The 14,526-nt window shown below is 65.8% G+C and carries 14 protein-coding genes; 10 read left to right on the plus strand and 4 right to left on the minus strand.

Annotated features, from left to right (window positions below; all coding sequences use genetic code 11):
- Positions 1–43 precede the first annotated feature (43 nt).
- The gene (uvrA, locus tag PIN01S_RS24715; RefSeq protein WP_084339570.1) at positions 44–2,884 is read right to left on the minus strand and encodes an excinuclease ABC subunit UvrA; all 2,841 of its coding nucleotides are present in this window, start codon (positions 2,882–2,884) and stop codon (positions 44–46) included.
- A gap of 185 nt (positions 2,885–3,069) precedes the next feature.
- On the opposite strand from uvrA, the gene PIN01S_RS24720 reads away from it, so the two are divergent.
- The 4 genes from PIN01S_RS24720 to PIN01S_RS24735 are packed head-to-tail and all read left to right on the plus strand — an operon-like array spanning position 3,070 to position 6,788.
- Positions 3,070–4,458, plus strand: a complete 1,389-nt coding sequence (locus PIN01S_RS24720) for an MFS transporter (RefSeq protein ID WP_084339571.1) — start codon at positions 3,070–3,072, stop codon at positions 4,456–4,458.
- A 16-nt stretch (positions 4,459–4,474) separates the two neighbouring features.
- A complete protein-coding gene (locus tag PIN01S_RS24725) occupies positions 4,475–4,960 on the plus strand; it encodes a single-stranded DNA-binding protein (RefSeq protein ID WP_084339572.1) in 486 nt (161 codons plus the stop codon).
- A gap of 21 nt (positions 4,961–4,981) precedes the next feature.
- Positions 4,982–5,866 carry a sugar nucleotide-binding protein gene (locus PIN01S_RS24730; protein ID WP_084339573.1) on the plus strand — a complete coding sequence of 295 codons (885 nt, stop codon included), beginning with the start codon at positions 4,982–4,984 and terminating at the stop codon, positions 5,864–5,866.
- Positions 5,859–6,788, plus strand: a complete 930-nt coding sequence (locus tag PIN01S_RS24735; RefSeq protein WP_084339574.1) for an NAD-dependent epimerase/dehydratase family protein — start codon at positions 5,859–5,861, stop codon at positions 6,786–6,788. The genes PIN01S_RS24730 and PIN01S_RS24735 overlap by 8 nt, the downstream gene beginning before the upstream one ends.
- Positions 6,789–6,874: 86 nt before the next feature.
- Here PIN01S_RS24735 and PIN01S_RS24740 read toward each other — a convergent pair whose 3' ends face one another.
- Entirely contained in the window at positions 6,875–7,549 is a 675-nt protein-coding gene (locus PIN01S_RS24740; protein WP_084339575.1) for an OmpW/AlkL family protein, read from the minus strand.
- A 193-nt stretch (positions 7,550–7,742) separates the two neighbouring features.
- Between PIN01S_RS24740 and PIN01S_RS24745 the strand changes: the two genes are divergently transcribed.
- From PIN01S_RS24745 to PIN01S_RS24770, 6 genes are read left to right on the plus strand one after another with little or no spacing between them, the layout of a single operon-like run.
- A complete protein-coding gene (locus PIN01S_RS24745; RefSeq protein WP_084339576.1) occupies positions 7,743–8,513 on the plus strand; it encodes a DUF3450 domain-containing protein in 771 nt (256 codons plus the stop codon).
- On the plus strand, positions 8,510–9,859 hold the full coding sequence (locus PIN01S_RS24750) for a MotA/TolQ/ExbB proton channel family protein (protein ID WP_084339577.1): 1,350 nt from the start codon (positions 8,510–8,512) through the stop codon (positions 9,857–9,859). Before PIN01S_RS24745 ends, PIN01S_RS24750 begins: the two co-directional genes overlap by 4 nt.
- Positions 9,852–10,397 carry a MotA/TolQ/ExbB proton channel family protein gene (locus PIN01S_RS24755; RefSeq protein WP_084339578.1) on the plus strand — a complete coding sequence of 182 codons (546 nt, stop codon included), beginning with the start codon at positions 9,852–9,854 and terminating at the stop codon, positions 10,395–10,397. The genes PIN01S_RS24750 and PIN01S_RS24755 overlap by 8 nt, the downstream gene beginning before the upstream one ends.
- Positions 10,398–10,407: 10 nt before the next feature.
- Entirely contained in the window at positions 10,408–10,821 is a 414-nt protein-coding gene (locus tag PIN01S_RS24760; RefSeq protein WP_084339579.1) for an ExbD/TolR family protein, read from the plus strand.
- Complete coding sequence (locus PIN01S_RS24765; RefSeq protein ID WP_084339580.1) at positions 10,822–11,505, plus strand: energy transducer TonB; 684 nt, start codon at positions 10,822–10,824, stop codon at positions 11,503–11,505.
- A gap of 1 nt (position 11,506) precedes the next feature.
- Positions 11,507–12,610: a tetratricopeptide repeat protein gene (locus tag PIN01S_RS24770; protein WP_084339581.1), complete on the plus strand. Its 1,104-nt coding sequence runs from the start codon at positions 11,507–11,509 to the stop codon at positions 12,608–12,610.
- A gap of 117 nt (positions 12,611–12,727) precedes the next feature.
- On the opposite strand, the gene PIN01S_RS24775 is transcribed toward PIN01S_RS24770, so the two are convergent.
- Entirely contained in the window at positions 12,728–13,246 is a 519-nt protein-coding gene (locus tag PIN01S_RS24775; protein WP_084339582.1) for a DUF3299 domain-containing protein, read from the minus strand.
- Between the two features lie 11 nt (positions 13,247–13,257).
- Positions 13,258–14,523: an ABC transporter permease gene (locus PIN01S_RS24780; RefSeq protein WP_084339583.1), complete on the minus strand. Its 1,266-nt coding sequence runs from the start codon at positions 14,521–14,523 to the stop codon at positions 13,258–13,260.
- Positions 14,524–14,526: the final 3 nt, after the last annotated feature.

Consider the following 14,526-nt stretch of genomic DNA (forward strand, 5'->3'; position numbering starts at 1 on the left):
GTTGGACCCGGCGCGGGCGTGGAAGGTTGCGTTGCGCTTGGAGTCAGCTGGCGGCGCGGTCGCGTTCCAGCAGCGGTTTGAGGAAATGCCCGGTATAGGACTGCGGCATGCCTGCGACTTCTTCCGGTGTGCCGGTGGCGATGATCTGCCCACCGCGCGAGCCACCTTCCGGCCCCAGGTCGACGATCCAATCGGCGGTCTTGATCACGTCCAGGTTATGCTCGATCACCACCACGGTGTTGCCGTGGTCGCGCAGGCGATGTAGTACGTCGAGCAGTTGCTGGATGTCCGCGAAATGCAGGCCGGTGGTGGGTTCATCGAGGATGTAGAGCGTCTTGCCGGTATCCCGCTTGGACAGCTCGCGGGACAGCTTGACCCGCTGCGCCTCGCCGCCGGACAGGGTGGTCGCGCTCTGCCCCAGCTTGATGTAGGAGAGCCCCACGTCCATCAACGTTTGCAGCTTGCGCGCCACGGCCGGAACCGGGTCGAAGAAGTCGCGGGCTTCCTCGATGGTCATTTCCAGCACTTCGTGAATGCTCTTGCCCTTGTACTTCACTTCGAGGGTTTCGCGGTTGTAACGCTTACCCTTGCACACGTCGCAGGGAACGTAGATGTCGGGTAGAAAGTGCATCTCCACCTTGATCACGCCATCGCCCTGGCAGGCCTCGCAGCGCCCGCCCTTGACGTTGAACGAGAAGCGCCCCGGGCCGTAGCCGCGCGAGCGGGCTTCCGGCACACCGGCGAACAGCTCGCGGATCGGCGTGAACAGACCCGTGTAGGTGGCCGGATTGGAGCGCGGGGTGCGACCGATCGGGCTTTGGTCGATGTCCACTACCTTGTCCAGGTGCTGCAGGCCGTCGAAGCTGTCGTGCGCGGCGACTTCCAGCGAGGTGGCGCCGTTCAGGGCTGTCGCGGTGATCGGGAACAGCGTGTTGTTGATCAGCGTCGACTTGCCCGAGCCGGACACGCCGGTAATGCAGGTCAGCAGGCCGACCGGGATTTCCAGGTCGACGCTTTGCAGGTTGTTGCCGCGGGCGCCCTTGAGCTTGAGCAGCTTCTTCTTGTCGCGCGGGGTGCGCTTGGCCGGATAGCGAATCTTCTCGCGGCCGGAAAGGTATTTACCGGTCAGCGAGTCCGGGTGATCCATGACCTCGTCCGGCGTGCCCTCGGCGACGATCCGGCCGCCATGCACGCCGGCGCCCGGGCCGATGTCCACGACGTAGTCGGCGAGGCGGATGGCGTCCTCGTCGTGCTCCACCACGATCACCGTGTTGCCGAGGTTGCGCAGGTGGGTGAGGGTGGCCAGCAGGCGCTCGTTGTCGCGCTGGTGCAGGCCGATGCTGGGTTCGTCGAGGATATACATGACCCCCACCAGGCCGGCGCCGATCTGGCTGGCCAGGCGGATACGCTGGGCCTCGCCGCCGGAAAGCGTGTCGGCGCTGCGGTCCAGGGTCAGGTAGTCGAGGCCGACGTTGACGAGGAATTGCAGGCGTTCGCGGATTTCCTTGAGGATCTTCTCGGCGATCTCGCCGCGGCGACCGGTGAGATGCAGGTTGCCGAAGTAATCGCAGGCGTCGCCCACCGGCAGCCCGGTGACCGCCGGCAGCGTCTTTTCGCCGACCCAGACATGGCGCGCCTCGCGGCGCAGGCGGGTGCCGCGGCAGTCGGGGCAGGGCTGGGTGCTGAGAAACTTGGCCAACTCCTCGCGCACCGTGGTGGACTCCGTCTCGCGGTAGCGGCGCTCGAGGTTCGGAATGATGCCTTCGAACGGGTGGGCCCGCTTGACTATGTCGCCCCGGTCGTTGAGGTAGCGGAATTCGACGTTCTCGCGTCCGGAGCCGTACAGGATGGCTTTCTGGTCTTCGGCGGACAGGTCGTCGAACGGTTTGTCCAGGCTGAAGCCATAATGCGCCGCCAGCGAGCCGAGCATCTGGAAGTAGTAGACGTTGCGCCGATCCCAGCCGCGAATCGCGCCCTCGGCCAGGGTCAGCTCGCCATTGACCAGCCGGCGCGCATCGAAGAATTGCTTCACGCCCAGGCCGTCACAGGTGGGGCAGGCGCCGGCCGGGTTGTTGAAGGAGAACAGCTTGGGTTCCAGCTCGCTGATCGAGTGGCCGCACACCGGACAGGCGAAGCGCGCGGAGAAGATCATCTCCTCGCCTTCCTCTCCCTCCATGGGGGCCACCAGTGCGATGCCATCGGCCAGGTTCAGCGCCGTCTCGAAAGATTCCGCCAAGCGCTGTTGCAGGTCCTCGCGAACCTTGAAGCGATCCACCACGACATCGATGGAGTGCTTCTTCTGCTTGTCCAGCTTGGGCAGCTCATCGAGTTCGTAGAGCTTGCCGTTGACCCGCGCGCGGACGAAGCCCTGGGCGCGCATCTCATCGAACACGGCGAGGTGCTCGCCCTTGCGCTCGCGAACGATTGGCGCCAGCAGCATGAGCCGACGGCCCTCCGGCAGGGCGAGGACCTGGTCCACCATCTGGCTGACCGTCTGCGCTTCCAGGGGAATGTCGTGATCCGGGCAGCGCGGCGTGCCGACACGCGCATAGAGCAGGCGCAGGTAGTCGTAGATCTCGGTGATGGTGCCGACGGTCGAGCGCGGGTTGTGCGACGTCGACTTCTGCTCGATGGAAATGGCCGGGGAGAGCCCCTCGATGGTGTCCACATCGGGCTTTTCCATCATCGACAGGAACTGCCGTGCATAGGCCGAAAGAGACTCGACATAGCGGCGCTGGCCTTCGGCATACAGCGTGTCGAACGCCAGGGACGACTTGCCGGAGCCGGACAGGCCAGTGATCACGATCAGCTTGTCGCGTGGCAGGGTGAGGTCGATGTTCTTCAGGTTGTGGGTGCGTGCCCCACGGATCAGGATCTTGTCCACGAACACCCTCGCATGGCGGGCGGAAACCCGCGAGTATACGGTCCGCCGTAACGTCGCGGCAAAGCGCGGCAGCTCTTTCTCCGACCATCCCGGGCGCCGAGGGTTGCCGCGTGACGCTTTTACGCGGGCCCTCGGCGATTCGGGCTGGTAGAATCGCCGCCGTTTCAGAGGGTAGAGCCAGATAGATGCACGATCCGCACAGCGAACGCATGAGCCACAGTGAGACACGCGCTGCCGGAGGGCTGGCGCTGGTTTTCGCCTTCCGCATGCTGGGCATGTTCATGGTGCTGCCGGTGCTGGCGACTTATGGACAGGATCTCGCCGGTGCGACTCCATCCCTGATCGGCCTGGCCATCGGTGCCTACGGTCTGACCCAGGCCATTCTGCAGATTCCCTTTGGTGTGATTTCCGATCGCATCGGCCGGCGGCCGGTGATCTATGTCGGGCTACTGATCTTCGCCGCCGGCAGTGTGCTGGCGGCCAATGCCGATTCCATCTGGGGCGTGATCGCCGGCCGCGTGCTGCAAGGCGCGGGTGCCATCTCGGCGGCGGTGATGGCCTTGCTCTCCGATCTCACCCGCGAGCAACATCGGACCAAGGCGATGGCCATGATCGGCATGAGCATTGGCGTTTCCTTCGCCGTAGCCATGGTGGTCGGTCCGCTGCTGACCCGTGCGTTCGGGTTGTCCGGTCTGTTCTGGGCGACCGCGGCGATGGCGCTGGTCGGTGTGCTGATCATCGCCGGGCTGGTACCGCGGGCCGATCATCCCTTGCAGCACCGGGAGTCCGGTGTGGCGAAGCAGGCGTTGGGCGCCACCTTGCGCCACCCCGATCTGCTGCGGCTGGACTTCGGCATCCTCGCGTTGCATGCGATCCTCATGGCCAGCTTCGTCGCGCTGCCGCTGGCGCTGGTCGAGCGTGGCGGATTGCCCAAGGAAGAGCACTGGTGGGTCTATCTCACGGCCCTGCTGGTCAGCTTCTTCGCAATGATCCCGTTCATCATTTATGGCGAGAAGAAGCGACGCATGAAGCGGGTTCTGCTTGGGGCAGTCGCCGTGCTGCTGCTGTGCGAACTGTTCTTCTGGCAACTCGGCACCAGCCTGCGCGCGCTGGTGATCGGTGCGGTGGTGTTCTTCACCGCCTTCAACCTGCTCGAGGCCAGCCTGCCATCGCTGATCAGCAAGGTGGCGCCGGCCGGCGGGAAGGGCACGGCGATGGGGGTCTATTCCACCAGTCAGTTCCTCGGCGCGGCATTGGGCGGCATCCTCGGGGGCTGGCTGTTCGCCCAGGGAGGGCTGGGCATGGTGTTCATCGGCTGCGCGGTGCTCTGTGCCCTCTGGCTGGCAATTGCTGTTACCATGCGCGAGCCTCCGTATGTAACGAGCTTGCGCCTGCCGTTGTCGCCCGCAGCGCTGCGCGACGCGGGACTGGCCGAGCGATTGCTGGCATTGCCCGGAGTGGCGGATGCCGTGGTGGTGGCCGAAGAAGGCGCCATCTATATCAAAGTGGATACCGAACAATTGGACCGCACGTCCCTGGAGCGCCTGATCGATCCGGCGCCCGCGGCGTGCTGAAGCCTAGGAGAACGTCATGGCCCGTGGGGTTAACAAAGTCATTCTGATCGGCAACGTCGGCGGCGACCCGGAAACCCGCTACCTGCCCAACGGCAACGCGGTGACCAACGTCACCCTGGCGACTACCGATAGCTGGAAAGACAAGCAGACCGGTCAACTGCAGGAACGTACCGAGTGGCACCGCGTGGTGTTCTTCGGCAAGGTGGCGGAAATCGCCGGTGAATACCTGCGCAAGGGTTCGCAGTGCTACGTCGAGGGGCGTCTGCAGACCCGCGAGTGGGAAAAGGACGGCGTCAAGCGCTACACCACCGAAATCGTCGTCGATATGAACGGCACCATGCAGCTGCTCGGCGGCCGTGGCGGCAATTCCGACGACGCCCCGCGTGCACCGCGTCCGCAGCGCGAGCCGCAACAGCAGGCCCCGCGTGAATCGCGTCCGGCGCCGCAGCAGGCCCAGCCGGCTCCGGACTACGACAGCTTCGACGACGACATTCCGTTCTGACCTGGAGCCGCTCGCATCACCATGCACATGCGCCTGATGCTGCTGGGCGGCGGTAGTGCCCTGGGACAGGCGCTGATCCGTCTCGGGGCCGAAGAGGACATCAGTTTCCTTGCGCCGCGCCCGCCCGATCAGGGCTGGGATGCCACCAGCCTGACCCAGTTGCTGGACGAGACCCGTCCGGAAGCCGTCATCAACCTCGCCTACTACTTCGACTGGTTCCAGGCCGAAGCGGTGGACGCGTCGCGTTTTGCTGCCCAGGAACGGGCGGTGGAGCGTCTGGCCGAGCTTTGCCAGTACCACGACATCGTTCTATTGCAGCCCTCCAGCTATCGGGTGTTCGACGGCTCGCGGGCCACCGCCTATAGCGAGAAGGACGAGCCGGTACCGCTGGGCCTGTGTGGACAGGTGCTCTGGCGTTGCGAACAATCCGTGCGCGCGCTCTGCCCCCGGCATGTGCTTCTGCGCTTCGGCTGGGTGCTCGACGAGAGCCATGATGGCCAGTTGGGCCGCTTTCTCGCCCGTGCCGAGCGCGAGTCCGAACTGTTCCTCGCCGATGACCGGCGCGGCAACCCGACGCCGGTGGACGATGCCGCGCGGGTGATCCTGGCTGTGCTGAAGCAACTGGACTGTCAGGCGCCGCTGTGGGGCACCTACCACTACGGCGGGCATGAGGCGACGACGCCGCTGGCCTTGGGTCAGGCGATCCTCGCCGAGGTGCGCACCTTGCGTTCCGTGGCCGTCGAGCAGATCACCCCGCAGGCGCATGCGGCCCGCCCCGATGCGGCGGACGAACCTCAGCATGCCGTGCTGGCCTGCAAGAAAATCCTCCATACCTTCGGTATCAAGCCCCGCGCCTGGCGCGCTGCCTTGCCGACACTGCTGGATCGCTATTACCGCCATGTCTGATTCCCCCATCCTGGTGACCGGCGGAGCCGGTTTCATCGGCTCCCACCTGGTCGATGCACTGCTGGCCAAGGGGTACCGCGTTCGCGTGCTGGACAACCTGTCCAGCGGCAAGCGCGAGAACCTGCCGCTGGATAATCCGAAGTGCGAGCTGGTGACGGGCGACGTGGCCGATGCCGCCCTCGTGCTGCGCGTTGTCGAAGGATGCCGGGGCGTCGTGCATCTGGCGGCGGTAGCCTCGGTGCAGGCCTCGGTGGACGATCCGGTGAGTACGCACCAAAGCAATTTCATCGGCACGCTGAATATCTGCGAGGCCATGCGCCGGCTGGGCATTCGCCGTGTGCTGTTCGCCTCCAGCGCGGCGGTCTACGGGAATAACGGCGAGGGCCTGGCAATCGATGAAGACACGCCGAAGGCGCCGCTGACGCCCTATGCGTCGGACAAGCTGGCCAGCGAGTATTACCTCGATTTCTATCGCCGCCAGCATGGGCTGGAGCCGGCGATCTTCCGTTTCTTCAACATCTACGGGCCGCGCCAGGACCCGTCCTCGCCGTATTCGGGGGTGATCAGCATCTTCACCGAGCGTGCCTTGAAAGGGCAGCCGATCACGGTGTTTGGCGATGGAGAGCAGACCCGCGACTTCGTCTATGTCGCCGATCTGGTGGAGGTGCTGGTTCAGGCGCTGGAGCTGCCGGGTGCCGAGCCGGGCGCGGCGAACGTTGGGCTCGGACAGACCACCAGCCTCAACCAGCTGTTGGCCGCTATCGGTGAGGTGCTGGGCGGCCTGCCGCCGGTGAGCCATGCCGAGGCGCGTCCGGGCGATATTCGTCATTCGCGTGCCAACAACCAGCGTCTGCTGGGACGTTATCGCTTCCCCGAGCCGACGCCGCTCCGGGTCGGTATCGCGCATCTCCTGGGGCGCTGACCCTCTGCCTCTCGTACCGTTCCGCAGGCAATAAAAAGGCGCCCGAAGGCGCCTTGAGCGGAGTTCCCCGCAGAAATAACAGTCGATCAGAACTTGTAGCCCAGGCCGACCATGTAGACCCACGGATCGACGTCCACATCCACTTTCACTTTGCCGAAGGCGGAGTCGGCGGTGGCAGTGGTGTCGATGTCGATGTACCAGACGGCGGCGTTCAGCAGCACGTTGTCGGTCAGCATGAAGTCCACGCCGGCTTGCAGAGCCAGGCCCCAGGAATCGTCCAGCTCCAGGTTGCTGAAGCCCTGGTCCTTGCGCTGGCCGGTCAGTTCTTCATCGAAGAACATGGTGTAGTTCAGGCCGGCGCCGACATAGGGCTGGATCTGGGAGCTGGCGTCCAGCGGGTAGTACTGCACGGAGAGGGTCGGCGGCAGATGCTTGACGTCGGCCAGCTTGCCGTCCAGACCCAGCGGCATGCCCTTGATGCTCACCTGGTGCTGGAACGGAGTGGCGGCCAGCAGCTCGATGCCGACGTGATCGGTCAGCATGTAGGTGCCGGTCAGGCCCAGTTGGGTGTCGCTGTCCAGGGTCGCTTTGGTGCCGGCCAGGGAACCGGTGGCGGCGGTGGAAATGGTGCTGCTGTCTTCGTGCGGGTCAACGGTTGCGGCGCCCGCGCGAACGATGATGTCGCCAGCCTGGTGGGCCTGGGCGAAGGGGGCGGCCAGCGCCATGGCCAGTACGGACGCGGTGAACAGGGACTTGCGCATAGTGAAGGCTCCGTTGAGTCATCAGTGGTTTTGGCTGATGGCGATGTTAGGGAGCTAATGGAACGCGTGGTTTGACGTAGCTCAATAAATATCCCTATGGCCGGTGCGGCTTTTTGTCCATTGCTTCGGATGTGTTTGCGGATGATAATGTTTCTCTTTTGAAGCAAGCCCTGTCTGTCGAGGACTTCTCCGCATGATGCCTTACCCCTCCCGCCTGCTGGCTGCCGCGCTGTTGGCGGGTAGTCTGCCGCTGGCCGCTGCCCCGCTGGATTCCGCACTGGAAGAAAGCCAACGCCTGGCCGAAGAGGCCAAGGCCTCCCAGGCCCGCATCGAACAACTGGACGACGCCAGTCGGCAGATGCTCGACGAGTACCGCAGTGCCTTGCAGCAGGCCGAGGCCCTGAAGGGCTACAACGCCCAGTTGCGCGAGCTGACCGCCGCGCAGCGCAAGGAGCTGGCCAGCTACCAGCAGCAACTCGACGGCATCGAGCGCACCCAGGAAGCGGTTACCCCACAGATGCGCCGCATGGTGGAAGTGCTGGGCGAGTTCATCGCCGCCGACCTGCCGTTCCTTCCCGAGGAGCGCGCCGATCGCCTGGCTCAGTTGCAGGAGCTGTTGCCGCGCGCCGACGTCAGCCTGGCGGAGAAATACCGCCGGATTCTCGAGGCCTACCAGATCGAGAGCGATTATGGCCGCACCCTCGAGGCCTGGCGCGGCGAACTGCCGGACGAAGGCGGCTCGCGCAGCGTGGAGTTCCTTCGCCTGGGGCGGGTGATGCTCTATTACCAGACTCTCGACGGCCACGAGAGCGGTTGGTGGGACCCGCAGAGCCGCAGCTGGAAGGTGCTCGGCGGCGACGCCCGCCGTCCGCTCGCCCAGGCCATCGCCATCGCTCGCCAGCAGCAGGCTCCGGCCTATCTGGAACTGCCCGTGAAGACCCCGGCCCAGGAGACCGCACAATGAGCCGCCGTCTGCTCCCCGTTTTCATCCTCGGCCTCTTGCCGTGCCTCGCCCAGGCCGCCGAAACCCTGACTCCCGACCAACTGCTGCAACGCATTCGCAACGAGCGCGCCGCCGAAGCCAGTGCCATGCAGGAGCGCGAGCAGGCCTTCATCGCCCGCCGCAGCGAGCAGGCCCAGCTGCTGGCCAGCGCCCGCGCCGCCCTGAACCAACAGAAGGCCGAAGCCGATCGGCTCAAGGCCGAGTTCGACCGTCAGGAAGCCGAGCTGGCCGAGCAGGAAAAATTGCTGGCCCAGCGTGTCGGCCATCTCGGCGAACTCTTCGGTGTAGTCCGCCAGAGCGCCGGCGATGTCGCCGGCCAGTGGCAGGACAGCCTGCTCAACGCCCAGTACCCGGATCGTCTCAAACGCCTCAAGGCCCTGGCCGAAAGCCGCAGCCTGCCGTCCGCCGACGACCTCGACGGCTACTGGATGCTGCTGCTCGACGACCTCGCCGCCAGTGGCCGGGTGGAGCGTGTCGAATTGCCGGTGGTAGGGACCGACGGCCATCGCGAGCAGCGTCCGGTGCTGCGCGTCGGCACCTTCTCCGCCTATAGCGAAGACGCCTTCCTGCGCTACGACGCCGATGCCGGTGAGCTGCTGGCGCCGCCGCGCCAGCCGTCCGGCCTGGGTTTGGTGGACGACTTTGTGAGCAGTAAGGAACCCTTGGCCACGCTGCCCGTCGATCCCAGTCGCGGCACCCTGTTGGCGCAGTTGCAGCGGCAACCCGGCCTGTGGGATCGCGTTCAGCAGGGCGGGCTGGTCGGTGGCGTGATCCTGGTGCTCGGCGCGCTCGGCCTGTTCCTCGCCCTCTGGCGCATGACCTACCTGGCTGGCGTACAGCGCAAGGTCAACAGCCAGATGCAGTCGCTCGGCGCGCCGCGCGAGGACAACCCGCTGGGTCGCGTCATCGGTGTCTTGGGGCCGAAGCCCCAACTCTCCGACCTGGAAACCCTCGAACTCAAGCTGGACGAAGCCATTCTCCAGGAAACCCCTCCGCTGGAGCGTGGCCAGGGGCTGCTCAAACTGCTCAGCGCGGTCGCCCCGCTGCTCGGCCTGCTGGGTACCGTGACCGGCATGATCGTCACCTTCCAGGCCATCACCCAGAGCGGTGGCGGCGATTCGCGCCTGATGGCCGACGGTATTTCCCAGGCCTTGGTGACCACGGTGCTGGGCTTGGTGGTGGCGATTCCGCTGCTGTTCCTGCATAGCCTGCTGGCCAGCCGCAGCAAGAGCCTGATCCAGTTGCTCGAGCAGCAGAGCGCCGGGCTGATCGCCCTGCACCTGTCGGGGGCGCCGCGCCGTGACTGATCTGCACGCCACCTGGCTGCGCCTGGTCGACAGCGCCTACGCGCTGCTCGACTTCATGGCCGCCGGCGGGTTCGTGATGTGGGCACTCGCTGCGCTCTGCGTGATCTATTGGACGCTGGTGTTCGAGCGCTTCTGGTTCATGCGGCGAATCTTTCCGCAGTGGGTTGCCGAGCGCCGCCAGGCATGGCAGCACCTCGGCGACGAGCCCGGCAACTGGCAGCGCGCGGTGCGCAACGCCTGGCTGGCGCAGGCGCAGCAGCAGCTGGCCGGCCCGTTGCGGCTGAGCAAGACGCTGGTGGCGCTGTACCCGCTGCTCGGCCTGCTCGGCACCGTCTGCGGCATGGTCGCCGTGTTCGACGTGCTTGCCGTCAACGGCACCGGCAACCCACGCGGCATGGCCGCCGGCGTCTGGCAGGCGACCCTGCCGACCATGGCCGGCATGGTGCTGGCGATCCCTGGACTGTTCAGCCTGGCGCGTCTCGAACGCAACGCGCGCCAGGCGCTCGACCGGCTGGCCGACCAGCTGCGTCACGATTGAGGTCATTGCGATGAGAATGCGTCGCCATCATTACCAGCAGGACGAAGACACCGGCATCGACCTCACCCCGATGCTGGACGTGGTGTTCATCATGCTGATCTTCTTCATCGTCACCAGCTCCTTCATCAAGGAGTCCGGCGTCGAAGTGCAGCGGCCCCAGGCCGACACCGCCAGCCCGCAGGACAAGGGCAACATCCTGATCGCCATCACTGCCGATGGGCAGATCTGGATGGACAAGCAGGTGGTCGATGTGCGCAGCGTGCGCGCCCACGTCGAGCGCATGCGCGTCGACCAGCCGGAGGGCGCCGTGGTGGTGCAGGCCGACCGCGATGCCCGCACCGGTCTGGTGGTACAGGTGATGGACCAGGCGCGCCAGGCGGGTGTGCAGGACGTGGCCCTGGCGGCCAGCTCGGGAGCGCTCTGAATGCGTCTGCCGCTGTCCTTCGCCGCCGCCTGCCTGATGGCTCTGGCGCTGTTCGCCCTCATGCTGAGCATGGTGGCTCCGCCGCGCAGCAAGGCGATCGACGAGCCGGTGACCGTCGCCAACTTCGTTCGCCTGGATGGTGACACCAGCTCCACCGCCACCCGGACCCGGCAGCAGGCACCGCAACCACCGCAGCCCAAGACACCGCAACCGCCGACCCCGCCCACGCCGGTGGCCGCCACGCCGAGCGCCAACCTGCCGTCACTGGACCTGGCCCTGCCGAGCCTGAACAGCAATGTCACTGTGGCCAGTGCGCCGACCCCGAGCCTGGCCGGCCTCACTGCCGGTGCTGCGCCCAGCGCGCCGAGCGATCCGGTGGAAAGCGCCGGACAGCCTGGCGGCCCGGAAAGCGAAGTCATGCCGTTGAACGACATCAGCCCCGAGTACCCGCGTTTCGCCTTGCAGCGGGGGATCGAGGGGCATGTCAAGCTGGCCTTCACCATCAACCGTGCCGGCAATGTGGAAAATATTCGCGTGGTCGAAGCGTCGCCGAAGAATGTCTTCGACCGCGAAGCCCGCCGTGCCGCGGCGCGCTGGCGTTTCGCCCCGCGTACCGAGAATGGCCTGGCGGTGAATCGCGAAGCGGTGAAAACCCTGTACTTCCGTCTGAAGGAGGGAAGCTGAGATGCATCGCCTGTTGCTCCTGCTGGTTCTGTTGACCGGTTCTGCGCACGCCGCGCAGAGCATCGACCCGGCTGTCTTCCGCGTATTGGAAACGGCGCGCGCGGCGCAGCAAAAGGGGGATTATTCCGCCGCGCGCCGCGCCCTGGCGGATGCCAAGGCCAAGCCGGGCAGCCTGGAAGAGGTGCTGGTCTGGCGCAGCCAGGGTTACTTGGCCTGGGCCGAAGGGCAGAACGGCAAGGCCATCGAATGGCTCGACAAAGCCGTATCCAGCGGCAAGCTGGATAAGGAGCAACTGCCCCTCGAACGCCTCAACCTGGCCAGGCTGAACCTGGTCGAAGGGCGCTATGCCAAGGTGGTGCAGTTGATTGCCCCAGCGCCGGCCAATGCCAGCGAAGAGGTGCTGCAACTGCTGGTGCAGGCCTACCAGGGGCTCGGCCAGCATGAGAAAGCGCTGCCGTTGGCCGAGCGTTACGTCCAGGCCAATCCGGCTGCGGCGGATACCTGGCTGCAATTCCTCGTCGCGGGTAATGCCGAGTTGAAGCGTTATGCGGTAGCCGAGCGCTGGCAGCGCCAGTTGCTGGCGCGCAAGCCCGACGAGCCACGCAACTGGCGTCAGCTCGCCGCGTTGCAACAGATGGCTGACCGCCACGACAAGGCCCTGGCGACCCTGCGTGCCGCCTATCGCAAGGGGCTGCGTTTCAGCGAGGGTGAGCTGGACAACCTGGTGCTGCTGGCCAGCGCCGCCGGCCAGCCCTGGCAGGGCGCGAAGCTGCTCGACGGTATGCTGGAAAACGGGCTGCTGGCGCGTACTCCGGCGCGTGAAGAGCGGCTCGGCATGCTTTGGTGGCAGGCCCGCGAGCGTGGGGAAGCGGCGAAAATCTACCGGGCCCTGGCGAACAAATCCGGCAGCGGCAAGCTGTGGATGAACGTCGCCCAACTGGAGCTGGAGCAGTCGCGCTGGCAGGCGGGTCTGGAGGCGCTCAAGCAGGCCGAGCGCGCCGGTGTCGACCGCGGCAAGGTACGCGCCTGGCGCGAATGGGCAGAAGGCGAGCTGAGCTTCGAGCGGGAAAACCGCGTGGCCAGTGTCAACGGTTACATGCGCTGAGTGTTCGAAGCGTAGGGACGGTGATCATGGGCGAATAAATTCGCCCCTACGCAGATCATCGGCCCCCGGATGGCCGTTCGACACACTCATGCAGGGGCAAATGTATTCGCCCGCCTCTCAACTATCCGGCAATTCGTAGGGATAGATCTTGCTCGCCTCGATCTGGTAGCCGGCATCGGCCAGTTCGCTGCTGGTGTGTTCCACCTTCAGCGGCCCTTCGACCCAGAACGGCTGGTACAGCGCATCCATCAGCACGCCCAATTCGCTGCGGACATGCACGATCTGGTTCGACGGCGGCGGCGGTACGTGGATGCACGCGCCAAAGTAGGGAACCAGCAGGAACTCGGTCACCCGGCCTTCGTCGGTCACGTCCAGCGGCACGATGTAACCCGGCAGTTTCACTTCCTGACCATCCAACGCCTTGACCACCGGTGCGGCGGGCGATTGCTGGGTCGCGGCCGGGCCGGCTTCGGCTTCCAGCGCATTGGCCAGTTGCGACAGATCGTGTACGGCGACCGGTGGGGGCGGCGGCGGAGCATCCGCCGGGATCAGCTCCGACCAGTTCAGTTCGCGCACGTCGCCGGCCCAGAGGGGCAGGGCGGTCAACAACAGCAGGGCCAGCAGGGAACGCAACATCAACGACATCCTCATAGACGGATCGACAGGCCATCGGCCAGCGACTGCCGATAGGCGCGCCAGGCCGGCACGCTGCCGATCAGCAGGGCGGCGCCCAGAATAGCGCCGAGCAGGGCCCACTCATAGCGACTGGGTACCGCCAGCGGCAGGTACAGGCCGTACTGCACCTGTACGTAGCCTTGGGCCAGGGCGATGCCGAGGTACAGCAGCGCCAAGCCGAGCAGCACGCCGGCCAGGGTCAGGGCGAAGGCTTCCAGCACCAGCAGCCCGGCGATATGCCAGGGCCGCGCGCCCACCGAGCGGAGAATGGCCATCTCCCGGCGCCGTTCGTTGAGGCTGGTGAGGATGGCAGTGAGCATGCCGATCAGCCCGGTCAGCACGACGAACCAGGAGACCACCAGCAGTGCTTTTTCCGCCGTGCCCATCAACCCCCAGAGTTCCTGCAGGGCGACGCCGGGGAGGATCGCCAGCAGCGGTTCGCCCCGGTAGTCGTTGATCTCGCGCTGCACGGCGAAGGTGGCGATCTTGCTGTTCAGGCCGAGCATGAAGGCGGTGATCGCCTTCGGTTGCAGGTCCATGTGACGGGCCTGCTCGGCGCTCACCTTGCCGGCGCCTCGGGCGGGCACGCCGTTCTGCCAGTCGACGTGCAGAGCTTCCATGCCGGCCAGGCTGATATGCAGGGTGCGGTCCACCGGGGTGCCGGTGCGCTTGAGGATGCCCACTACCTTGAATGGCTTGTCGTCGTGCTTGACCAGGCTGACGGTGGCCACGCCGTGGGCCAGAACGATTTCCTCGCCTAACCCGTAGCCAAGGGTTTCGGCCACTTCGGCGCCGAGCACCACTTCGAAGGGGTCCTGTTCGAATTGCCGGCCCTGGGCGATTTCCAGTGGCTGGCCGCGACCGTAGCGGTAGTGTTCGAAGTAAGCGGCGCTGGTGCCCATCACCCGGTAGCCGCGATGGGAGTCGCCGAGAGAGATCGGGATCGCCCATTTCACCTGACGGTGCTGGGCGAAGTGCTCGAAGCTGTCCCAGCGAATGTTGTTGGTGGCATTGCCGATACGGAACACCGAATACAGCAGCAGGTTCACCGAGCCGGAGCGGGCACCGACGATCAGGTCGGTGCCGCTGATGGTGCTGGCGAAGCTGGCGCGGGCTTCGGTACGCACCCGCTCCACGGCCAGCAGCAAGGTGACCGACAGGGCGATGGCGAACACGGTGAGCAGCGCGGTGAAACGGCGGTTGGCCAGACTGGCCAGGGCCAGGCGCAATAGGTACATGGA

The organism is Pseudomonas indica NBRC 103045, from assembly GCF_002091635.1.
Lineage (GTDB): Bacteria > Pseudomonadota > Gammaproteobacteria > Pseudomonadales > Pseudomonadaceae > Pseudomonas_M > Pseudomonas_M indica.